This is a genomic window from Sinanaerobacter sp. ZZT-01 (genome assembly GCF_035621135.1).
Lineage (GTDB): Bacteria > Bacillota > Clostridia > Peptostreptococcales > Anaerovoracaceae > IOR16.
Genome location: NZ_CP141728.1, coordinates 3192795 through 3216327 on the forward strand (window position 1 = coordinate 3192795; position 23533 = coordinate 3216327).

Annotated in this window: 24 protein-coding genes; 6 read left to right on the forward strand and 18 right to left on the reverse strand. The window is 37.7% G+C overall.

The window, feature by feature from the left end; all coding sequences use genetic code 11:
* Positions 1–130 precede the first annotated feature (130 nt).
* From U5921_RS15405 to U5921_RS15470, 14 genes are all read right to left on the reverse strand, one after another.
* The gene (locus U5921_RS15405) at positions 131–637 is read right to left on the reverse strand and encodes a thermonuclease family protein (protein WP_324824344.1); all 507 of its coding nucleotides are present in this window, start codon (positions 635–637) and stop codon (positions 131–133) included.
* 293 nt (positions 638–930) lie between these two features.
* Complete coding sequence (locus U5921_RS15410; protein ID WP_324824345.1) at positions 931–1227, reverse strand: ATPase; 297 nt, start codon at positions 1225–1227, stop codon at positions 931–933.
* Positions 1228–1508: 281 nt separating this feature from the next.
* Positions 1509–2039, reverse strand: coding sequence for a CDP-alcohol phosphatidyltransferase family protein (locus tag U5921_RS15415; RefSeq protein WP_324826013.1), 531 nt, complete (start codon positions 2037–2039; stop codon positions 1509–1511).
* A 189-nt stretch (positions 2040–2228) separates the two neighbouring features.
* On the reverse strand, positions 2229–3209 hold the full coding sequence (locus U5921_RS15420) for a M23 family metallopeptidase (protein WP_324824346.1): 981 nt from the start codon (positions 3207–3209) through the stop codon (positions 2229–2231).
* On the reverse strand, positions 3206–3703 hold the full coding sequence (locus U5921_RS15425) for an RNA polymerase sigma factor (RefSeq protein WP_324824347.1): 498 nt from the start codon (positions 3701–3703) through the stop codon (positions 3206–3208). The genes U5921_RS15420 and U5921_RS15425 overlap by 4 nt, the downstream gene beginning before the upstream one ends.
* Before the next feature lie 100 nt (positions 3704–3803).
* Positions 3804–4490: an ABC transporter ATP-binding protein gene (locus U5921_RS15430; protein ID WP_324824348.1), complete on the reverse strand. Its 687-nt coding sequence runs from the start codon at positions 4488–4490 to the stop codon at positions 3804–3806.
* Between the two features lie 23 nt (positions 4491–4513).
* Positions 4514–6994, reverse strand: coding sequence for an ABC transporter permease (locus U5921_RS15435; RefSeq protein ID WP_324824349.1), 2481 nt, complete (start codon positions 6992–6994; stop codon positions 4514–4516).
* Between the two features lie 24 nt (positions 6995–7018).
* Positions 7019–7195, reverse strand: a complete 177-nt coding sequence (locus U5921_RS15440) for a hypothetical protein (RefSeq protein WP_324824350.1) — start codon at positions 7193–7195, stop codon at positions 7019–7021.
* Between the two features lie 97 nt (positions 7196–7292).
* The gene (locus tag U5921_RS15445; RefSeq protein ID WP_324824351.1) at positions 7293–8705 is read right to left on the reverse strand and encodes a HAMP domain-containing sensor histidine kinase; all 1413 of its coding nucleotides are present in this window, start codon (positions 8703–8705) and stop codon (positions 7293–7295) included.
* Positions 8706–9410 (reverse strand): response regulator transcription factor, encoded by a 705-nt coding sequence (locus U5921_RS15450; protein ID WP_324824352.1) that lies wholly within the window; start codon positions 9408–9410, stop codon positions 8706–8708.
* Positions 9403–9591 carry a helix-turn-helix domain-containing protein gene (locus U5921_RS15455; protein WP_324824353.1) on the reverse strand — a complete coding sequence of 63 codons (189 nt, stop codon included), beginning with the start codon at positions 9589–9591 and terminating at the stop codon, positions 9403–9405. The genes U5921_RS15450 and U5921_RS15455 overlap by 8 nt, the downstream gene beginning before the upstream one ends.
* A 190-nt stretch (positions 9592–9781) precedes the next feature.
* Positions 9782–10024: a hypothetical protein gene (locus U5921_RS15460; protein ID WP_324824354.1), complete on the reverse strand. Its 243-nt coding sequence runs from the start codon at positions 10022–10024 to the stop codon at positions 9782–9784.
* A 436-nt stretch (positions 10025–10460) separates the two neighbouring features.
* Complete coding sequence (locus tag U5921_RS15465) at positions 10461–10940, reverse strand: GNAT family N-acetyltransferase (protein ID WP_324824355.1); 480 nt, start codon at positions 10938–10940, stop codon at positions 10461–10463.
* A gap of 22 nt (positions 10941–10962) precedes the next feature.
* The gene (locus tag U5921_RS15470) at positions 10963–11301 is read right to left on the reverse strand and encodes a DUF6054 family protein (protein WP_324824356.1); all 339 of its coding nucleotides are present in this window, start codon (positions 11299–11301) and stop codon (positions 10963–10965) included.
* A gap of 192 nt (positions 11302–11493) precedes the next feature.
* On the opposite strand from U5921_RS15470, the gene U5921_RS15475 reads away from it, so the two are divergent.
* The gene (locus tag U5921_RS15475) at positions 11494–12177 is read left to right on the forward strand and encodes a hypothetical protein (RefSeq protein WP_324824357.1); all 684 of its coding nucleotides are present in this window, start codon (positions 11494–11496) and stop codon (positions 12175–12177) included.
* Positions 12178–12298: 121 nt separating this feature from the next.
* Here U5921_RS15475 and U5921_RS15480 read toward each other — a convergent pair whose 3' ends face one another.
* Positions 12299–13234 carry a DUF975 family protein gene (locus tag U5921_RS15480; protein WP_324824358.1) on the reverse strand — a complete coding sequence of 312 codons (936 nt, stop codon included), beginning with the start codon at positions 13232–13234 and terminating at the stop codon, positions 12299–12301.
* A gap of 218 nt (positions 13235–13452) precedes the next feature.
* Here U5921_RS15480 and aroE point away from each other — a divergent pair, with 218 nt between their 5' ends.
* Complete coding sequence (gene aroE / locus U5921_RS15485; RefSeq protein WP_324824359.1) at positions 13453–14202, forward strand: shikimate dehydrogenase; 750 nt, start codon at positions 13453–13455, stop codon at positions 14200–14202.
* Between the two features lie 79 nt (positions 14203–14281).
* On the opposite strand, the gene clpB is transcribed toward aroE, so the two are convergent.
* Together clpB and U5921_RS15495 are read right to left on the reverse strand one after the other, a co-directional pair.
* Positions 14282–16876, reverse strand: a complete 2595-nt coding sequence (clpB, locus tag U5921_RS15490; protein ID WP_324824360.1) for an ATP-dependent chaperone ClpB — start codon at positions 16874–16876, stop codon at positions 14282–14284.
* Between the two features lie 180 nt (positions 16877–17056).
* Complete coding sequence (locus tag U5921_RS15495; protein WP_324824361.1) at positions 17057–17779, reverse strand: site-2 protease family protein; 723 nt, start codon at positions 17777–17779, stop codon at positions 17057–17059.
* A 158-nt stretch (positions 17780–17937) separates the two neighbouring features.
* Between U5921_RS15495 and U5921_RS15500 the strand changes: the two genes are divergently transcribed.
* Positions 17938–18738, forward strand: a complete 801-nt coding sequence (locus tag U5921_RS15500) for a LysM peptidoglycan-binding domain-containing protein (protein ID WP_324824362.1) — start codon at positions 17938–17940, stop codon at positions 18736–18738.
* Between the two features lie 68 nt (positions 18739–18806).
* Here U5921_RS15500 and glyA read toward each other — a convergent pair whose 3' ends face one another.
* Positions 18807–20048, reverse strand: coding sequence for a serine hydroxymethyltransferase (gene glyA / locus U5921_RS15505; protein WP_324824363.1), 1242 nt, complete (start codon positions 20046–20048; stop codon positions 18807–18809).
* A 209-nt stretch (positions 20049–20257) separates the two neighbouring features.
* Here glyA and trxA point away from each other — a divergent pair, with 209 nt between their 5' ends.
* From trxA to U5921_RS15520, 3 genes are all read left to right on the forward strand, one after another.
* Positions 20258–20584, forward strand: coding sequence for a thioredoxin (trxA, locus tag U5921_RS15510; protein WP_324824364.1), 327 nt, complete (start codon positions 20258–20260; stop codon positions 20582–20584).
* Between the two features lie 22 nt (positions 20585–20606).
* Positions 20607–22067 carry a cardiolipin synthase gene (cls, locus tag U5921_RS15515; RefSeq protein WP_324824365.1) on the forward strand — a complete coding sequence of 487 codons (1461 nt, stop codon included), beginning with the start codon at positions 20607–20609 and terminating at the stop codon, positions 22065–22067.
* Positions 22068–22468: 401 nt separating this feature from the next.
* Positions 22469–23488 (forward strand): ABC transporter substrate-binding protein, encoded by a 1020-nt coding sequence (locus U5921_RS15520; protein ID WP_324824366.1) that lies wholly within the window; start codon positions 22469–22471, stop codon positions 23486–23488.
* Positions 23489–23533 lie beyond the last annotated feature (45 nt).

Here is a 23533-nt window from a genome sequence, read left to right on the forward strand (position 1 = left end):
GTTACATCATCGGGATGGCGGCTCCCCTTTATCGCTTTACAACCTTTGCATATCATTTTGATTCCTCCAGTCAGCCCATTTAAAAAATTAAACTTTCACTTTAGGCAGATTCTGCCTAAAGTTGATCTATCTATTTCTGATTTCTTCTTTCTGCTGCTTGTTTGAATACATCTACATACTTCACATTCGGCGGGTAAGTAGCTATTTGTGCATACCCATCTAATATCAGTTTTTCATTAAGAAAAGTACCGTCTTCTAAGTAAACATATGCCAGAACTCTCCCATACTTATCTCTTTCCTGCACATCAAATTCCAGCTGCACCGTTTGATCTTCCAGCAAGTCTTTTACATATTCTGACGCAAGCTCCCCAGCCTTTGTATTTTTACTCTTATCCGGATGCACGCTTTCCGGAGTATCCACACCAATAAGCCGTACCTTTTCTTCCTTATCATCGATTGTAGCCACGAAAGTGTCTCCATCTACGACTCGAATAACATCACATAAAATCCGGTTGCCTGTGTATTCATCTTCTAGCTTTGTAACGTTCTCACCTGATACAAACTTTCCTGTTATTAAAACAATTAAGATGCAAAGTATAAGCGTAATTTTCTTTTTCACTTGTCTCTTAATTCTCATCTTCCCTCCATTCAATGTAGTAGGTAACTCCTATCAGTGTAATAAAACACACTGGCATTACTCCAAACATAAAAAAGATTCCCCAGTAATTTAGCATAACTTTTTCCTCCTTCGTTTTTTGACAACCCGGAGCAACCCTGTTACACTAATAAAACAAGGATCACTTCGGTGATGTGAGAAAAAGGATTGCTGCTACCGGTCAAAGTAATAAGCAATCCTTTTTTTATAACTCAATAAAAAAACAGCTTTCATGCTGCTTTTATTGTTTAAAGTGAGTAACTATACAATTGTAGTTAAGACACCATGACGTGCGGACTGGTCGCATCAATAAATGCAATTTTTTTATCGCGAAGAACGATCCCATCCAATGAGTGATTATCCGATGAACAATGCAAAAAATCCACATCATGCCCATCATTTAGTAGTTCTTCCCCTAATTTTTTCATAAAAGTAGATTTTCCTACTCCCGGACCACCTTTAATACAAAATATTTTATCTGCTTCCTTCTGACTTAAAATATATTGATAATATGAAAAAAAGCCTTCCGGTGTATTATTTCCCGGGAACATATGTCTCTGCTTTCCTGCCATCTGTTTTCCCCTTTCCAGTCTACTCTCTAGATTATAGAGCCATCCTTATACTATGCAAAAGGAAAAGGAAATGTGAATTGAAAGAAAGCTATTTTACCTTTTTCAGTTTAAAAAGTATATTGAAAAATAATCTCAAATTTTATCAAATCCAGCCGTCTTTCAAGGTATGAATATATGTAATGCCTGCTTCAGTTATACCAGAGATTTTTCTTTTGCAGGCAAAACTTTTTGTTATAAAAACAAATCTGAAAGCAAATTAAATCTTCACTCTCAGGTTGACCTCATTTTGTAAATATAGACTTCCGATCTCTGCACAATATTTTAGAAGTCAGGTTAATCATCAATTCTTCTATTGCTGATACACTCGCAATCGAACTGATTAAAATTGTGGCTGTCTCCTGTTCCATTACATAACATAAAAATGGAAAGCAAAACAAGGCTATACCAGTGGCCTTATTGGCATAGGTATGTAAAAAAGCCAATCGCCGGTACCTCACAAATCCAATGATTACAGAAAGCAAGCATATCACTGCAATTAGGATGATCCAATAAATCATCCACAGTGAAAGATTGAGTGTCGGTATAACAACGAACAAAACAATAGCAATAAAGATTAAATCAGAAATACTGTCAATGACCTGTCCAAATTTGCTTGAAGCATTCATTTTTCTAGCTAAATAACCATCTAAAACGTCGCTGATTCCACATGCTGTATAAAGAATAAAGAACGATCCGGAAAATGGTTCTACAAACAACAATTCAACAGATGCAAATATCCTGATTATCGAAATGTAGTTAGGAATATTATTTATTTACTTCACCACCCAACAAAATGCAGGTATTTACCTTGATAAACACCAAAATAATCGATTATATTTTATATTATAATATATACCCTTTTGCAATACAAAATATAAAAAAAATGGTATATCAGATGTTGCCTTTTAGTAATTATAGATAATCCTTTTACTTCTATAGCAGATGTAAAAGGATTATCGAAGCTATTTAAATAATAATTCTGGATTGATTGGAATTCCATCCATTGAGACAGAAAATGCCAGATGTGAACCAGTTGCCATTCCTGTTTTGCCAACGCTCGCAATCACATCACCTAAAGCAACTGTATCCCCTTGCTTCTTAAATGATTCTTTGCAGCAAGCGTATTTTGACTTTAAGCCATTACCATGATCAATAATCATATAAAATCCTGTCTTTTCGTTGAAATCAGCCTCCAATACCGTTCCTTCACAGATCGCATAAATATCACTTCCTGATTCTGCTTCTAAATCCAATTCCGGATGAACATACGCTCCATTTTCCTTATAATCATTATAGGGACAACTTATGCTGAATTTGTTCAACGGCTCTTGTAAGGTATAATTATTTTTGATACTCTCTATCGTTTTCTGTGAAGTATGATCCTCAATTGGTATTTCAGACGTTATATTAGAATCTTCATTAGATGGTTCCGTCCTCTTTGCTTCCCAAAAGATGACAGATGCCATCCAATCATGTCCATGCCGGAAATTACTGTTAGTAAAAACAAAATAGTACCAATCATTATCTGCAAGAGGAGTTTCCAATACTGCCATATCATAATCTGACAAATCAATTGTAATTCCTTCTGTTTTACCTGGCTTAATCCGTGGCAATGTTTGTTTGATCTCTAAAATTTCTTGACTTGTAGACCATTGTTTCAGCTTTATAATATCTGTAAACTGTAACGCTTTTTCTGATCGGTTTTTTACTGTAACTTCTACAATACCATCTCCCTGATACTCTGTCGAGAAGCTCAATTCGTCTCCTGAAAGTCCAGAAAATATATCACAAGCAAATGCCGTAAATGCAAACAAAACAGGAATACAAACTGCAATGATAGCAACTTTTAATATTTTTCTTGGCTTATATTTTAACTCTTGATTCATTAAAACAATCGTTTTTAATTTTAAAGCCTCTGGCGTTTTGATATTATCTAATCTCATAGACCATTAACCTCCCTTAATTTGTTTTTAAGTATTTTACGAGCATTGTAAAGTCTTGACTTGACCGTTCCGCTGGGAACTTTAAGGATTACAGCAATCTCATCTACTGAATATCCTTCGTAATAGTGTAAGTAAACAACTGATTTCAGCTTGATCGGCAGCGTGCTAATTTGTTCCCTGATTTCATCAATCTGTGAATTCTCCTCTTGTAAATATGTAGTTTCTTCCGTATTAACTACAAGATTAAAATTAACATGTCTTTTCCAAAAACATGAATGGTAATTTTTTGTACGATTGATCGTCGCACGAATCAGCCAGTGCTTTAAATGCATTTCGTCTTCAATTCTACTGATATTCTTAATAAGTGATACGAAAACATCTTGAAAGATATCTTCAGCATCTTGTTTGTTTGTCACATGTGAAATCGCTATTCGATAAACCAAGTCAGCATATTGCTCAATCACAGCTTCGCATGAAATATTAATACAAGTCACACCTTTCTCAAATTATTTGAAAGCCTTTCACTAATAATACAATTAAATACTTGCTTTGGTTCATTTTTTATAAAAAAATAAGCCGCCTGAATTATAAAGCTTATTCAATTATACCATCCCGAACTGTAATGATTCGGCTGCTGCTTTTGGCAGCTTCTGGTGAATGTGTTACCATAATGATTGTTTGTCCGCTTTCCCGGTTAATATCGCATAACAGGTGCATAATTCCCTCACCTGTATTGCTGTCCAAATTTCCTGTCGGTTCATCTGCAAATAGAATTTCGGGATTTCCGATCAATGCACGGGCGATCGCAACACGTTGCTGTTGTCCTCCTGACAATTCGCGGGGAGTATGCCTACGCCTATCAGATAAGCCCACCACTTCTAAGATGTGATTTAACTGTTTCTTGTAATCCCTCATTCTCTTGCCATCCAGAAGCAAGGGAAGCATAATGTTTTCTTCTACATTCAGGTTAGGAATAAGATTGTAAAACTGAAATACAAAGCCTATGTTTTGTCGCCGTATTCTGCTCATTTTTTCATCTTCCAAGTGGGATATATCTATACCACCCAGACAAACGGAACCGCCCGTCGGAGCGTCCAAACCTCCAAGAATATATAGGAGCGTGCTTTTTCCGGAGCCGGACGGCCCCATGATGGATACAAACTCACCCTGCATAACCTGCAAGGATACGTCTTTCAATACCTTTGTTGTGGTATTGCCAATCCGAAAATCTTTCACAATATGTTTGCCCTCAACGGCAATGTTACCTACGAATGGTTTCATCTGTAAAACCTCTACTCTCTCTATTACTCAAATTTGATTTCTTCTACTAATTTCATCTGACGGGTTTTGAAAATCGGAACGACCGACCCCAATAAAGTAACCAGTATTCCCATAGCCCCGGCCATGAGAAATGTCTTGGCACTAAGTTCCGGCACCATAGAGATTTTCGGGCCAGCCACAAGAAAAATCGTTTGTATTTCCATATAGGAAACGAAGATAGCGATTACCGCACCAATCAGACCAGAAGAAAAGCCCTCAATCAACGCCATCTTTATATTTTGCCGGTTGCTTAATCCAACGGACTTATACATGGCGATTGCACGACGCTTTTGCATATAGTTAATCAGAAGATTATTGATAATGCCCATTGCTGCCAGTAGCAAAACGAAGTAGGTCATACTATGCATAGGCTGCAAAAAGGCTCCCACAGTGGAAAGAGCGTCCGTATTAAATTCTTCTACCGTCCGGCTCCAATTCGAGGTATCTCCGAACAAGTCACGGATTTGCACCATGATTGCATCTGGGTCAGCGGCAGTATAGGCTAAAAAGCCATAGGTTGTCTTGCCAAAATCGGAAACCGCATAGGTCGAAGGAATTACCGCTTCCACATCCGTTGCCCTCGACTTGAAACTACCGACTATAACATAAGCGTTCGGTGCGGCTCCATTTGACAGGGTGAGCGTATCCCCCACGGAAAATCCCGTCCGTTCCATACAACTTTCGCTTAATATAATTGACCGTTTTGTGGCAAATTCAGAAATAGCCTGTTCCTGCATACTACTTTCTGTGTAGTGAAGTGCCAACATGGAGCTGTACCATTCCAGATTGTCCGTTGCTTCAAGTCGTGAAAAATTAATTCTGTTTCCTTGCGCCTCATTCTCAAACACAAAGAGGGGCAGTACCTTTTCAATGCCATCCATATTTTCCACCTGCTCTACAAAATCCGGCTCCATTTGTCCGTCTGCAAAGCCTTGCATCTCTGCACCTTTGAATACGTCACCAATGTAGGTTGTTACGAAATTTCCTACAACGCTGATCGCTATAACTGCGGAAATGCTGATAAAAAGAAGTGTAATGTTCTGTGCAATGCTTTTGTTGTCCCGCATGTTGCGGGCGGCAAGTCTACCTTCATTTTTGAAAATCAGGTCATACAAGCGTTCCAGTCCCATAGAAATCAGGTTCGTCATAAGAGGAATGACAAGTATCGTTGCGGCAATCAGTCCCAACAGGGAAAAACCACCCGCCAGATATAACATATTTCCAGAAACAATCTTTGGCAGAACTACAGAAACCCAAAATAGCACAATTCCGATCCCTACGATAAAACGTCGGGGTATGTGTTTTTCCTCTACCGTTCCAAGCACAACGTCTTTGATTGGCAGTCGGCTTGCCCGGCGTACCGGGAGCCATGCGCTTAGCAAAGAGACGGCTACAGCAACAGTGAAAGAAGCAATAATACTGACTGGTGAAATAACAACGGGGATTTCAATTCCCTGCGACAGGGATTGTCCCATGCCCTGTAAAATTAATTTCAGCACAAACATTCCGATCGGAATACCAATCAGACCACCCATACCGCCATATAGCAAACTTTCCAAAAGAAGAATGCGGGTAACCGCTTTTTGGGTCGCTCCAATGCTGCGAAAGGTTCCGATTACCGGCAGTCTGTCTAACGTGATTACCTTGTAGCTGCTGAAAATGATAAATACACTAATTGTCAGCGAGAAAAAGCTAATTAGAAAAAATGGCATAGATTTTTGCCTTGCATCGGCAGTAATCTGCTCTTCATTTACAATTTTTGACACTTGATAGTTGCTTGAAGAAAGCTTCTCTTTCAACTCACTGATCAAGTCACCCGTAGAAACGTCCTCGGCGGACTTAATTAAAATCTCGCTGTATCCATCCGTTTGCCCTAAAAGTTCAGTTAATTTAGAAAGAGGTAAAAGAGCGGTTGCTCCCCTTGTATGCCGCAGAAAAATAGTATCATAGGCGGCAATTTCCGCTACTTCAAAACTGACAGGGGTTCCCTTGATTTGCAGGGTTATGGTATCGCCCTTATCAATTCCATATTTTGAAGTAAACCGATCCGGCAGAATAATTTTATTACCGGAGAAGTCAGTGATTTCTCCACCATCTAACAAACGCGGCTGATTAATTTGGTTAAGCTGTGAGAGGTCAGCAGCAATCAGGTCAACCGTTTCGTAATAGCCGTTTTCGTGATATAAGGAACGCTCCTCCAGCATACCCACGCTTGCCCCAATGGAGGATAAATCGGGAATGGCACTTATATCAATTCCGCTCGTGTCATCTGTGGCCGTAACGGAAATCGTTGCGCTTCCCGCCATGCCCTGTGCCATTTTTCGCTGTGCGCTTTCATAGGACGCACCAATAGAAAAAGACACAAACAGCAATGTAGTAGATAGAAGTATCGACAGCAACATAACGACTGTTCTTGTTTTGCGTTCTTTTACATTCGTCAAAATGTATTTCAATATAATTTTCAATCAAACACCTGCTTTCTATTGCTTTTAAAAAAGTATCGCTGGTGAGGGTTGTCCCTGACATTCCCCATCAGCCACCATATCCAAATCAACAGACCCAATCTCTAAGGTCTGCGGACGTAGCAGAAACGCTGCAGCCACAAATGCAACAAAAAGCGTAATAGTCGTAGTGGCCACGAATGGCAGCATCTTTTTCAATTTCATTTTCTCACCTCCTGACATATAAAAAAGGTTGGCAGTTATCATAATCAAATGATAAACTGTCAACCTTAATCTATCTTTCAGGCAACCTTAATTAACCTTAATTTATGGGAAACTGTATCTGAAAAGCCGTCCCAATACTCGGTATGCTCGATACTGATACTGTTCCTCCGTGAAGTTCAACAATGCTTTTGGAAATGGCTAGCCCTAGACCTGTTCCTTGCAGCTTATGCTCCGCGCCGGTTCCCCGATAGTAACGCTGAAAGAGCGAGCCTGCTTCCTCTGCGGTCATTCCTTTTCCATTATCAGACACAATTACTTGAAGGATGGTATCAGAAACAGAAGTTTGCAGGGTGACTTCCGTATTTTCATTCCCGTGCACAAATGCGTTGATGATTAAATTCTGAAAGGCTCTTGTCAAAAGCGTTTGGTCGAAAGAAATTAAAACGGTTTCCTCAGTAGCTTCAAAGTGAATGGTACGGTGCTCATATTCGGGATTGTTCAAAATATCAATGATCAATTCCTTTATGAAACGGATAAAATTTTGCTCCTGTCGTTTCAAAGGAATCATGCCATTTTCTAATTGATAGGTTAGTTTCAAATCGTCAATCAGTGTTTCCATATAAGCAACATTTTTTAACATGACCTGTGCATACCGCTTATATTGTTCCTCGGTTTTGGTGCTATGCGCCTGTAACATTTCAGCGTAGCCTTTAATGGGCGATAAAGGCGTTTTCAGATCATGGGTGATGTTGGCAATCCATTCCTTGCGCATTTTTTCTGTCTGCTCCCGCAACCTGTCGCTTGCTTTAATCTCTGTGTCCAAGGTGTTTAAGCTGCTATATACATCACCGAAAGCTCCGTGGATCTGAATAGGTAAATAACTGCGTGTTGCAATCTCCTTGACAGAAGCGGTAAGTTGACTCATTATCCGCGTTGTCCAAAATCCATAGATAATTCCCGAAACAAGAACAACCGCAAATAATATACCAACAATAAGAAGGACAATTGTTTTCCCACCTGTAAATCTTTCTGCATTTAAATACATGGTTATCTTTGAGACTTTCACAGGGAAATGAAGTATATAAGTATAGTCGTTTCCATTGTTTGTAACCGTTCCGATGAAAGAAGTGGTTTCGCTGCTTTCTAATTGCCCTGTTTGGTAAAGATGCAACAGCTCAGTGTCGGAATAAGTATCGTCAGACTGTTTTGGTTTTTGATAGCTAAATATTTCACAACCGGAATCATCCAAAATTTGCATTCCTATCCCATTTTCTTGCAACAGCTCTATTCCTGCCTGCTTAATCTGTGGATTATCGCTTGTAAAAATAATTTGCTCCCCGAAATCCTCTGTAACTGTTTTAGGCCAATCGCTCTTCACAGTTGAGCCGTCCGGCACTTGAACGGTAATCATTAAATAAAAAATGCCAATCGTTACGATAATCGTCCCAATCAATGATAAGAAGAAAATCAGGTAAATGTGAAAAATTGTGCGGTAACCGGATTTTTTCATCTATTCAGCCCTCTTCTTTAGCTTGTAACCCAGGCCTTTCACTGTAATAAGCTGTTGGGGGGTTGATGGGGTATTTTCAATTTTTTCCCGGATATGTCGGATATGAACCATAATGGTATTATCACATATACTGCTGTATTCGCCCCAAACCTGTTCGTATAAACGTTCTTTGCTGATAATTTTATCGGCGTTCTCCATTAGATAAGACAAAAGCAGAAATTCACGCCCGGTCAAGCTGATTTCCTGTCCTGACTTATAAGCTTGACCGCTTTCCCTATCGAGAGAAAGAGGGCCGACGCTCAAAGTATCGTTAGGGCTTGAATCTAGTGTAACCTGATACTGTTGACGGCGAAGCTGCGCTTTGATGCGAAAAACAATCTCCCGAGGGCTGAATGGTTTGGTTATATAATCGTCGCCGCCGCAGGAAAGGCCAAGAATTTTATCAATGTCATCATTTTTAGAAGAAAGGAACAAAATAGAGCAGTAAGAAAATTCTCGTATTTTTTTGCATACTTCTAAGCCGTCAAAGTCTGGAAGCATAACATCTAACACAACAACGTCAGGCTGAAAATCCCGACAAACTTGTAATGCTTCCAGTCCCGTATGCGCTTTCCGAATGGACTGAAAACCGTCTTGTTGCAATGCTTCTTGTATCAGATCAACAATATCCGTTTCGTCATCTACCAATAAGATTTTACTATCCATTCGTATCACCTGATTTCTGTCTCACTCTACCATCCATAGGCTTTTTAGCATCTTTCGGTATTAACCAGACACGGCTAAATCGAACGGCATCTTTAACTCTATTATCTTCACAGAGCTTCTGAACCCAGCGTTCTGTGATACTCCATTTTTCAGCCGCTTCCCGCACAGTCATATAGTCCATTTCATTGCATCCTTTCAGAGTATATATTCATTGTATTCGTTTAGCCGAATTAAATCAAGAGAGCAACTCTTAACATTTCATTTTGCTCGACTTTTTTTGTAACTGTAGCAATGACGATTGTTTCCCTTTGGCGCTTTATTGTGCATATGGCATTATCACTTACATCGCAATGCAAGTTAGCCCAAAGGTCTTACAATTTTCTAAATATATTTTTAATATTATTACTAATTTTTTTCTTTAATTTAGGGCAGTTTTGCAACTCATTTAATTCCCTTTGTATCTCATTATGGCTTCCAGACTTCAAATGTAACCAGATATCATTCCCAATTTTTTTCAGACGATCTAATTCCTCTATATAATAGATTCCCTCATTTTCTTCCAACTTCCGATACAGGGAATATTGTCCATCCTCTGGAATCATTTTATAGTCCATACTATTTCCCTCCCCTTTTTATTCTCTCTACACAATAAAATAAGAGTACCTATTATCCCAAAGGTACTCTCAAAACAACATCTTTACAGTGATTTTTAAAGACTAAGCCATCATCCTTTTCCATATCTTAAAAAATAAAATAAGTGCTACATATAAACTTCCTTATCGAAACGTCATTTCTTTAAAATCTGTGTTCATACCTTAATATTATTTTTACAAGATTTCTTAAAAAGAATACTTTTATAAATAGTTAGAAAATTCATCCTCAAAGTTTAAGCATGTTTCATAAGGCTCCGTCTTATTTACTACCGCATGAACCGTTCTTCGAGTACTTTTATATAGGGAATTATTATCATTTAGAAATTCCTATTACAAACCATATCATTTTAACTAAAAAGTTACAAGAGAAAGAAGCTGAAATATTATTTTCGGAGGCTTAAATGTGCTGATTGCAAAATTTAATATAAACTTTATTCTCATTATCAAATTTAAATCCACAAGATAATAATGTTTTACAGGAAGCTTTATTCTCAGGTTCAGGCTGAACAATCACACATTTTGCCTTCTCCTCCATCCAAACTTTAGAAATTAAAGCACGCACAAGGTGTCTTCCAAATCCTTTCCCAATAAATTCCAATTCACCAATCATATAATCAATGCTGTATGTATCACGAGTTCCCACATTGCCATGCCATGCTTCGCCGCTATCTTCGTATTTGTAATACTGACAAAAACCAATCGGTTTACCATCATATTCCACAATAAAGTGATGAATCCAGCAAAAATCACTATCTTGCTTTTCTATCTCTTCAATCCAATCCAATGGGTTGTGATACCATTTTGCGACATGAGGTGTATCTAACCATTTTTTGAATAAAGCAATGTCTCCGTCCCTTAATCGTCTGAGCATAATCATATTTATATTCTCCCGACTTTCTTTATTCAATGCGATATGGTTCCAATGTTTGAAAAACAATTGATGAAAAGCTCTCTGATGCACCCCAGTCAAAGCGAAACAAGCCTTCTCCACCACCTCCGCTGGTACAGTGTATCCTGGTTGTTCCTTCAAAATTATCTGCCACTACCGTGAGTGTCAATCGATTTCCGGCACGATAATAATGTTTTTCATAAATCCGGACCGCACAATCCCCTCCATTTGGTGCAGTTAGTTCATAAGAATCAATGCATACACCCGTTATACTTCCATCTACAATAGCATGTTCAATCCTTTCAACAGTATCTTGAATATTAAGTGATACCTTTATTGCTTCTCCCATTTTCTCCCTCCATTTCGACTCTTTTATCTTTATTTTAACATAAACTACACTAAATAATTATGTTCTTTTATAAAAAGATATTTTGTTTTAAAAAAATGCAGAAAATTATAGAAGACTTGAGAAATAGTTGGTATAATAGAAAATATATCATACCTTTAAAAATGGATTCAAATTTTGGGAAGGAGTTTTATAATGCGAATATTAAGGGGAGAAAGTGTTATTTCATCCATACGGAATGGCGTGTCTCAGAGGCAACGCAGCAACTCTGCAAAGCATACAGGGAGCGGAACTTATTCCCGTATTTTATCATACCATCAAAGAACAAAAGGTTCCTCTTCCTCCAACTATATTTCAAAGGAAACTGGTACTTCTTCAAATATAAAAGATACAATGTACCAGAATATTACCTATACTGCTGCAAAGGAATTGAACACCTACGCAGAGAAGCTCACAAGAGACGGAAGAAACTCCTTATTTTATCAAGCCGAAAAAACAGGTGATACAACTGAAATTGTAAGTAATGTTACTGATTTTGTAAAAAATTATAACAATATGGTTTCTTGTATGAGTAAGTTTAACCTTTCCGAAAACAGTCGCGATCTTCTATATTTTTCAAGCTGTGCCGACAAAGCATCAAAAAGTTTAAACGCAGTAGGCATTACTGTACTTAAAGGAGGAAAGCTCACGGTTGATCCATCTGTCTTAAAAAATTCCAGCATAGAAGATTTAAAAAACGCATTCAACGGAAATTCTTCTTTTGGAAAAAAAATTCTAGAAAGAAGTTCACAGATCACGAAAAATACAACTTCTAAAGCAAACAATCTCTCCACCTACCAAAAAATTCTGAAAAAAAAGTACTATGACTTTTCCGTATAGACTGCTTTGTCTTAAAAAAGAAAACTTAGCTACTGATGTTAATCATGGCATCAGTAGTTTTTTTATCAAAAAAATCCCTCGCTCACAGAATAACTGCTTACAAGAGATTTCTTAACGATTCTTATTTTAGTTCAAAAGGATTCTTTCTTTCATCCTCTTCTTTCTCATTTTCTTTTTCGTGTTCATTGCTGTTTATGTTCTCATCTTTTATCCCATTTTCTGATTTTGAATCACTCGTCTTCTGATCAGCATCCACACCTAGATTCGCCTCAGAAGAAACGTTATTTTGAGCAAAATCATTTCTGTTGAAGTCAGAATTGGAAGAAATACGTTGTATCTTCAGATGTCCTCTTGCGATTTCATAAAATGCAACCGTAGAAACGTTTATGTACGGATTCAACCATAAAATGCCGATTCCAAATGTTAAAATAGCTAGAAGAATCCATCCAATAAAGGATATTTCCAAACAAAAAAGGTTCCACTTATTTCCGTGCATGATTCTTCTGCTTTCACGTATGCACGCCATGACCCCTTTATCTAAATTATCTGCTAAAATATAATAAGCCATAGCATAACGATATTGTATTACGATTGCCATAGCTAATCCCCATATAAAGGCAATCCCTGCAAATATAAAAAGAAATATACCAATTGTTAACCCCGGAATAGCTAATTTTAATAATAGAAAAGCAAAGAAAGGTATAAACTGTATGAATGCTAAAATAGCTATCATAGCATAAACACCTAACGCTTTCCCATAGTATTCAAAACCCGAAAAAATTTCAAATGGTGTTGTTTGCTCTCCCCGGAAAATACGAATAGTAAACATTGCATATCCCAATGCAATCGCACCACTAATTAAAAAAGAATATAAATTGACAATTCCTTCTGTAAATTGTGATTTAAAAAATACAGTTACCACAAAAACTGGTAAGGCAACAATCACCATTTGAATAATCGTTCCCAAAACAGCTGTCGACCAATTTCCTGATAAGGCCTGCCTTGCTAATGTCCTTAAATCACTGCTGCTTTCATCTACAATTACATTTTGTTCCATTTCCTAATCTCCCTTTTTAGTTTTATAACATAAAATCACTATATTATATCTTTTTTCCAAAAAAAAAGCAAATATCGATCTCTTTTGTATGCTTTTGTATTCCTATTACCTTTAACTTTGCGAAAAAAGAATTTTAGTGTATACTATTTATATTAACAATTATATATTCGTAATTTTAAAAAATAAACTTACATGAAAACCCTTAGAAAGGAGCAGCTATGCTAAAATTTGGATTATTAGGCGAAAAGCTTGAACACAGTGAATCGCCCAAGCTTCATCAGCAACTCATGGATGAAAAAAGCATTGATGGCACCTATGAATTAATTGAAATCCCAAAAGATGCTTTTCAAGATACATTTTTATCTCTTAAAAAAAGTGATTATCGCGGCGTTAATGTAACCATCCCTTATAAAGAAACCGTCATTCCTTTCCTTGATGAGATATCTCCACAAGCAAAATACATCGGAGCAGTGAATACCATCCTCTTTTCAAACGGCAAAGCAAAGGGATTTAACACTGATTATTTTGGATTCCGTGCACTTTTTGAACAGAATGACATTAAAGTAAAAGGCTTAAATGCCATTGTGCTGGGTGCAGGCGGTGTAGCAAAAGCAGTCCAAAAAGCACTTTGTGATATGGGTGTTTTTGATTTGACCGTAGTTAGCCGAGGAAAAGAAAATTTTCATAATCAATATACCGTTTCCTATGACTTTTATAAGGAGAAACGTCCCAAAACCGATATTTTAGTAAACTGCACACCAGTCGGCATGTATCCGAATATCAATGAATCTCCGCTCTCAAAAACTTTAATTAATGCAAAGATAGCAGTTGATGTAATATATAACCCCGAAGAAACATTATTTTTAAGATATGCAAGAGAGCTTGGGATAAAAACAATTAACGGCAGTCTGATGCTGCAAGAGCAGGCAGCAAAAGCACAAGAAATTTGGAATCAGGAAACTTTCTAATTTTTTTGATGAATAATTTTAATGTAAAAGAGACGAAAAATCATTACTCTGATTTTTCGTCTCTTTTTATCGTGATATCTTAAGATGACTGAAACACTAATTTTCCATCCTTCTCATCAACGATTACAGTATCTCCATCTCTTACTTCTCCACTTATCAGCTTAGCCGCCAGTCCAGTCTCAATATGTCTTTGGAGATAACGCTTTACCGGTCTTGCGCCATAAAGCGGAGAATAACTCTCTAATGCGATCAACCGCTTTGCTGCACTGCTTAATCTGAGTTGAATATTTCGCTCCGAAAGCTTTTCAACCAAATGCCGCATTGCAATCTCAATAATTTCTTCAATCTGAGTTGCAGTTAGCGGTGAGAATACAATAATATCATCAATTCGGTTTATAAATTCTGGACGGAAATGACGTTTCATTTCAGCCTCTACCTGTCTCTTTGCATCTTCCGTAATACTGCCGTCCTCCTGAATGTTTTCAATTAAATCATTACTGCCTATATTGGAGGTCATGATAACAATTGTGTTTTTAAAATTCACGGTTCTTCCCTGGTTATCTGTCAATCGTCCATCATCCAAAAGCTGCAAAAGTATATTAAATACATCCGGATGTGCTTTCTCAATTTCATCAAATAAAATAACACTATACGGCCTTCTTCGAACAGCTTCTGTCAGCTGGCCACCTTCATCATAGCCAACATATCCCGGAGGTGCCCCAACCAGCCTAGACACCGCATGTTTCTCCATATATTCAGACATATCAATACGGATCATATTTTTTTCACTATCAAACAACGCTTCCGACAATGCTTTTGCTAACTCTGTTTTCCCAACACCTGTCGGCCCTAAGAAGATAAACGAACCAATCGGACGGTTTTCATCCTTAAGCCCTGCTCTTGCACGCAATACAGCTTCTGATACCGCAGTTACCGCATCCTCTTGACCAATGACTCTTCTATGCAAAACCTCACTTAGTTTTAGGAGTTTTTCCCTTTCTGCTTCCACTAGCTTGCTGACAGGAATTCCTGTCCATTTTGATACAACCTCTGCAATCTCTTCTTCAGAAACCTCTTCTTTTAATAGACGATTCTCACTTTGTTCTTCAGTATTTACCAGTTTCTCTTCTTCTAATTTTTTTTCTAGCTCAGGCAAAGTTCCATATTTTAATTGTGCTAAGCGTTCCAAATCATAATTGCGTTCCGCCACCTCAATTTCGTGCTTTACCTCTTCCAATTTTTGTTTCGTTGCTTTTTGATCCGTTATGACTTTCTTTTCCTTCTCCCATTGCGCACGCATGCCCGCATTGGTTTCCTTTAACTGCGATAATTCCTTTTCAATATTGGAAAGTCGTGCTTTGGAGGCAACATCTTTCTCTTTTGCTAACGCCTGTTTTTCAATCTCTAATTGCATAATTTTCCTTGAAATTTCATCTAATTCCGCTGGAACACTGTCAATCTCCGTACGTATGCGTGCTGCCGCCTCATCCATGAGATCAATTGCTTTATCCGGAAGAAAACGGTCGCTGATATAACGGTCAGACAACGTTGCACAGGCAATTAATGCATTATCTGTAATGCGAACCCCATGATGGATTTCAAACCGCTCCTTTAGTCCACGCAAAATAGAAATCGTATCTTCGACAGTCGGCTGATCTACAAGCACCTTCTGGAAGCGGCGTTCCAGTGCAGCATCTTTCTCAATATACTTACGATATTCATCCAGAGTCGTTGCCCCAATGCAGTGTAATTCTCCTCGCGCCAGCTTCGGTTTTAATAAATTGCCGGCATCCATAGAACCTTCGGTTCTTCCGGCGCCTACAATGTTATGGATTTCATCTATAAATAAAATGACCCGTCCCTCTGATTTTTCAATTTCATTCAGCACAGCCTTCAAGCGTTCCTCAAATTCCCCTCTAAATTTTGCACCTGCAATCAGAGCTCCCATATCCAAAGCATAGATTGTCTTATCTCTTAAGCCTTCCGGCACATCTCCATTTAAAATACGCTGTGCCAAGCCTTCTACGACCGCTGTCTTCCCAACGCCGGGTTCTCCGATTAAAACCGGATTATTTTTTGTTCTTCTGGAAAGAATTTGAATTGTATGACGTATTTCACTGTCTCTTCCTATTACGGGATCAAGCTTTCCCTTTCTTGCCTCTTCCACCAAATCTCGTCCGTATTTTTCTAAAGCCTCATAATTATCCTCTGGATTCTGGCTCGTAACTCTCTGATTTCCCCTGACTTTTGTTAAGGCTTGCAAAAAACCTTCCTTTGTTATATTATGCTTTTTTAAGATTCGTGCAGAAGGTGTATTTTTTTCTTCTAGCAAAGCCAAATATAAATGTTCCACGCTGATATATTCATCTTTGAAATTTTGAGCAATTTTTTCCGCATTCATAATCAATTGATTTAACCTGCGGGTTGAATACATGGAATCTCCGCCACCTTGTACTTTCGGCAGTTTATCCAATTCTTCCTGTAGCTCTCCAACCAATTCGCCCAGATTAACCTCCATATAGCTAAGAAGCTTTGGAATCAAGCCATCCTGCTGCAATAAAAGCGCCGCATGCAAGTGTTCTCCCTCTAATTGCTGATGACCATCTTGTATCCCAATATTTTGAGCATCCATAATTGCTCCCTGTGCCTTTTCCGTCCATTTTTCAAAATTCATGATTTCATCTCCCCTCAATTGAAAATTTCTTAATTGAAAAACGACAAGCTTTTAAAATAGCTTGACGTTTTACGTACCATAATAATAAGGATTGAGTTATGTTCGTTATATTATTCTTTTACCCTTTAGCTAAGGGTTTAAACAAACATTCATAAAAAAATTAAGATATTTTTTGCTTATCTACATTAATTGAAATAGAAATAGAAGGAATTGGTAAAGTACAGTTACGATCGGACTCAAAATCATTCCTGTGATATTAAATAAAATTAAAATCATAAGAATGATAAATCCCTTATCATAAAGCGTATAATAAATCGGCTTGTATCGGAAATGAAAAATTTCGGCTGCTACGTTAAATCCATCCAAAGGCGGTACTGGAATTAAATTAAAGACCATCAATACCAAATTAATTAATATAATTTTTTGTAAAATTAAAATGACAATTCCGCCTAAATCACTATATAAAAATTGAGGCGAAAAAGTTAAAAGAAGCTTTAAAATTCCCATAAATACAATAGCCAAAATAAAATTCATCGTAACTCCGGCTAATCCGACTAATAATTCATCTCTTCTCGGGTTTTTAAAATTCCGAGGATTAATTTCAACGGCACGCCCCCATCCAAACCCTATAAAAAACAGGGCTATAAAACCAAATATATCAATATGTGCAAGTGGATTAATCGTAACACGTCCTTGTGATCTCGGTGTAGGATCTCCGCATAGATCTGCAACCTTTGCATGTGCAAACTCATGCAGAGAAAGTGCAATAATAATACCCGGCAATACCATTATTTTATCCATAACCCATTCTAACGGTGATCCATAATAATGATCCAACAGTGCTTCAGCCAACAGTAATACAATAAATAATACACCGATTGGATTTTTTAAAAATCGTTTCAATCTCTTTATCCCTCTCTATTCTTTATTCATTTCTATAAAATTTATTTTATATTCTATCACATATTCTTCATCTTTGAAATATTATGATAGCAAGTGTAACAAACAACTTTTATACAACAATTGAGTTTTTCTCAAAGAAATAGAGGTGAAATGACATTATGGCATATAAAAATCAATGCCCCGTTTTTCCAAAGAGTCCGATGATTCCACCAAACTATATGTGCAAAGAGGTATATACTGTAAAAGCAAACGATACGCTTTATGGAATCTCACAAAACTTTGGTGTCCCTGTTCCTGTACTTATGCAAGTCAACCGCATTTTAAATCCTTACGCTTTAAAAATTGGAATGAATCTCTGCATTCCAGGCATGAAGGAATCCACAACGCCTTCATGCAGCGGCACTTACCACGTTATCGTTGAAGGCGATACGCTTTACATGATTGCTAAAAAGTATAAACTCCCTCTTTCCAGCATTATTAAAGCAAACCCAAACATGGATCCATACGATCTTCAAGTTGGCATGAGAATATGTATCCCTAATTTCCCTGCTGAAGAGTTACCAGAAAACGGAAACGGAACAGGCGGAAACAATAACTCCGGAAACAATAACCATTCAACTGCTCCAAGCTGTCCGATTGGCAATCTTTATCGCACGCAAAGAGGCGATACCTTGTCTCGTATTTTAGGGCGTTTTGGAATGACCTTTGAAGAATTGCAAAATGCAAACCCAGATATTGATTTTTCAAAATCCTTAGATGGTCTAGAGCTATGCATTCCAGGTATGGCAGAAACAGAGAACTGTCCTCTGTCCAATGCTTATTTTGTAAAATCAGGAGATTCTTTGGACTCTATCAGCCAAAAACTACTGATCGAACCCGACAGCTTACTTATTTCAAATCCAAAACTTAGTTTAAATGACTTTTCCGTACCCGGTACAAAAATTTGTATTCCTAGATAATTCAAAAAAACACTACCTCGTTTAGTAATGAATCTCCTTCCAAACAAGGTAGTGTTTTATTTATTCATTTACTTATAAAGTGGAAAAGCTTCACAAAGCTCCTTTACAATCTCTTGTGCTTTTTCTTTTGATTCTTCACAGTTTGGATGATCTAAAATAAGGGCAATCGCCTCTACTACCTTTTTAAATTCATCTTCCTTAAAACCCCTGGTTGTCATCGCTGGAGTTCCTAAACGGATTCCACTTGTTACAAATGGTCCATTTGGATCATTCGGTATCGTATTTTTATTTGTCGTAATCCCCGCTTCATCCAAAAGCCGTTCTGCTTCTTTTCCAGTGATCCCTTTATTGGTCAATTTAACTAAAACCAAGTGATTATCCGTTCCGCCCGAAACCAATTCAAATCCGTGGGACAGCAATGCATCTGCCATAGATTTTGCATTTGCCATAACCTGCTTTTGGTATTTCACAAATTCCGGTAATGCCGCTTCCTTCAAGCAGACTGCCTTACCTGCAATGATATGCATCAAAGGACCGCCCTGAATTCCAGGGAAAATTGCCTTATCAATTTGTTTTGCATATTTCTCTTTGCAAAGAATCATGCCCCCTCTTGGACCCCTTAAGGTTTTATGCGTTGTCGTTGTAACAACATCTGCATATTCCATCGGATTCTCAAGAAGTCCTGCTGCAACCAACCCTGCAAAATGAGCCATATCTACCATTAAAATTGCGCCTACCTCATCAGCAATCTCTCTGAACTTCTTTGTTTCTAATTTTCTTGGATAAGCACTGTAACCAGCAACAATCATCTTTGGTCTATGCTCATGTGCTAATCTTTTTACTTCTTCAAAATCAATACGTTCCGTTTCTTCATTTAATTTATAAGAAACAAAATTTAAATACTTTCCAGATAGATTTACAGGAGAACCGTGCGTCAAATGCCCGCCGTTTGACAAATCCATGCCCAAAACAGTATCTCCATGTTCTAAAAGTGCGACGTATACACCGATGTTTGCATTTGATCCCGAATGAGGCTGAACATTTGCATGCTCTGCTCCAAATAATTTTTTTGCCCGCTCAATCGCTACATTTTCTACAAGGTCGACACACTCGCAGCCACCGTAATAACGCTTTGCAGGATACCCTTCTGCATATTTGTTAGTAAGTGCACTTCCGCAAGCTTCCATTACTGCCGAGCTTGTGAAATTTTCCGATGCAATTAACTCAATCTTATTTTCCTGCCGATTCATCTCTTTACGGATAAAAGAAGCTACCTCTGGGTCTACTTGGTCTATACGATTAAAATACATTCTGTCCTCCGTTTCTAAACATTATTTCTACCATTTTTTCCTTATATTATATTCTGCTCAATGTTTATGTCAACATAAACTTTCACTTTTCGGGCAAAATAAAAAATGTTTAAAGAAGAGAAGTGTATGGTATAATAAATACACAAACTCAAATTAGAATTATAATACAGTGTATGAAACGATTACCAAGTATATTAGGAGGAAAAGATATGTCAGATCAAATTATTTATTTAACAGAAGAAACTTATGAAAAAGAAGCAATGCAATCCGATTTACCCGTTCTAGTTGATTTTTACGCAGAGTGGTGCGGACCTTGTAAAATGGTTGCTCCCGTTATGGATGAACTAGCTGCAAAGTATGCAGGAAAAGCAAAGATTTGTAAAATTAATATAGATGAACAGCGAAAGCTCGCCTTATCTAACAAGGTTATGAGCATTCCTACTCTATTCTTTATTAAAAATGGAGCGATCGTAGACCGTATCACAGGTGCATTGCCGCAAGCGGCATTAGAGGAAAAATTGGAAGCACTGCTATAAGAGAGATCCATAGGAGGTCTTTATGTTCCCGATTGACTTATTTAATATGTCGGCTGCGATAACTGCCCTTTACATTATAAATTTCTTAATAGCATTTACCATCATCTTTCTTGAGCGTAAAGACCCTTCCGCTACCCTCGCTTGGCTTATGATTTTATTCTTACTGCCTGGTGTGGGTATCCTTTTTTATTTTTTGTTTTCTCAAAATATATCCCGGCAAAAAATCTTCCGTTTATCAAAATTCGAAGAAGCTTCCATTAGTAATGCACTCTCCGAACAAATGGATGACATTCGAAATGGATATTTTAAGTTTATAAAACCGGAAGCAGAAAAATGGCAAGATATGATTCGTCTGAACCAAACATACAGCGAAGCGTATTTTACTCAAGATAATCAAATAACGATTCTAACAGACGGCGTCCATAAATTTAATTCGCTGTTGCGAGATATTCAAAATGCCTCCATCTCCATTAATATCATGTATTACATAGTAAAAAATGATACTTTGGGGCGGACATTAATCGATGCATTGACGAAGAAGGCACAAGAAGGTGTCGAAGTTAGATTTTTAGTTGACGGATTGGGCGGCAGACAATTAACCAAAAAATCATTATCCTGCTTTAAGGCCGCCGGAGGTCAATTTGCTTTTTTCTTTCCTCCTAAACTGAAATACGTTAATATGAAGCTGAATTATCGAAATCATCGCAAGCTTGTCATCATTGATAACAAAATCGGATATTTAGGCGGCTTTAATGTAGCAAATGAATACATCGGAAAGAATAAAAAATTCGGATACTGGCGCGATACTCATTTTCGTGTGACCGGAGGAAGTGTTGAAGATATGAACTCACGCTTTATATTGGACTGGCGTTTCTCGTCCAAAGAACGACTTGCTATCTCTCATTCTTATTATCCAAAAATAGCTCAAAGCGGCTCTACTGGCATACAAATAGTTTCCTGTGGTCCTGACTCTCCAAAATCAGAGATAGAACTTGGATATTTAAAAATGATCTGCAATGCAAAGAAAAACATTTATATTCAAACACCTTATTTCATTCCGGATTCCAGTATATTAGAAGCACTCAAAATGGCCACGCTTTCAGGTGTTGATGTACGCATCATGATTCCCTGTAAGCCAGACCACATGTTTGTCTATTGGGCAACCTATTCCTATATTGGCATCCTTTTAAATGCAGGAGCCCGCATCTTTATCTATGATAATGGATTTTTGCATGCAAAGACGATCTGTGTGGACGGCGAAGTTGTATCCATAGGTTCTGCAAATTTTGATATACGAAGCTTTCGAATTAATTTCGAGTCAAACGCCTTTATTTATGATAGTGAACAGGCTCATAAGCTGGAGTCCATCTTTGAAGCAGATATTGAAAAAAGCCATGAATTAACAAACCAGCTTTATCACAACCGCTCCCTTTTCATTAAATTTAAAGAATCCATTGCAAGGCTTTTATCTGATTTGCTCTAAACCGTATAACATTTGATCTTTTAATGAAAAAAAGATTGACAACAAAAAAAACTAATGCTAAGATAGCTATAAACCTGAGACGAGGGAGTAAAACTGTAAAACGATCTCACAGCGAATTCGGAATGGTGTAAGCCGAATAGATGACGTTACAGCACAATGGTCCTCCGAGGGCAAGGCGAACTGATTTTAATCACAGTAGTTGCGACGCAAAGCCGGCGTTATTGGCGAAGGGTGTGATGGCACTCTGCAAAGAGAATGTATGAAGATACATTAAACAAGGTGGTACCGCAGGTTTACACTTGTCCTTGAATCGAGGATAAGTGTTTTTTTATTTCGGAGATCCCCTCTCGCAGAGAAACCCCTTTTCAAACAAATAGAAAAACAGAAAAGGAGAAAGAAAAATGAAAAAATTAAACAAAACTTTGACAATGGTACTCGTGATTGCTTTTATGTTGCTTTCTACACTGACAGGATGCGGAACGAAGCAAACCGAAAATAATTCTGAAGACATTCCTACAATTGGAATTGTACAAATCAGCGAACACACTTCTCTTAATATGATTCGAGAATCCATTCTTGCACAATTAGAGAGTGACGGTTTTTTTGATGGTAAAAATATCAATATCGACTATCAGAATGCACAGGGAGATCAAAGTAACCTGAAAACAATCTGTCAGCAGTTTTCTTCGAAAAATTATGACTTAATCATTGCGATCGCAACACCATCTGCACAGGCTGCTTTGGGTGAAACAACAGAAATTCCAATTGTATTTTCTGCTGTTACAGATCCAATTGACGCAGGTCTGGTCACTTCCATGCAGCAGCCAGGCGGCAACATCACGGGAACTTCAGATGCTGTTTCTCCGGGTCAGATCATGGATCTGGCAAAGCAAATTACGCCTGATTTCAAAACGGTCGGTGTTTTATATAATTCCGGAGAGCCGAACTCATTATCTGTAATTAAAGATTTAAAAATATATGCAGAAGAAAACAACCTCACTATTTTAGAAGCTCCAGTCATGAACGGCAGTGAAGCACCTCAAGCAGCCTCTTCTCTTGTAAAGAAAGCTGACATCGTGTTCTCACCTATCGACAATACCATCGCGTCTGCTATGCCGATTATTACAGAAACTTTAAATAAAGCAAAAATCCCATTTTATGTAAGCGCAGATTCCATGGTTATGGACGGCGGACTTGCAACGTATGGCATTAATTATAAGACCCTTGGCGCAAAGACTGGAGAAATGGTAAGTGCTGTCTTAAATGGAACAGACCCAGGTTCCATCGACATCGAAACCATATCCGATATGCAGACTTATATCAATACAGATACCGCAGAGAAGATCGGAATTACAATCCCTGAATCGATCTTAAAAAGTGCAACTCTTTTCACGGATGAAGATTCTTCTCAAAATCAATAATAGATAAAAGACGAATAAAAAAAGCAAATTAGAAAGTTAGGTATT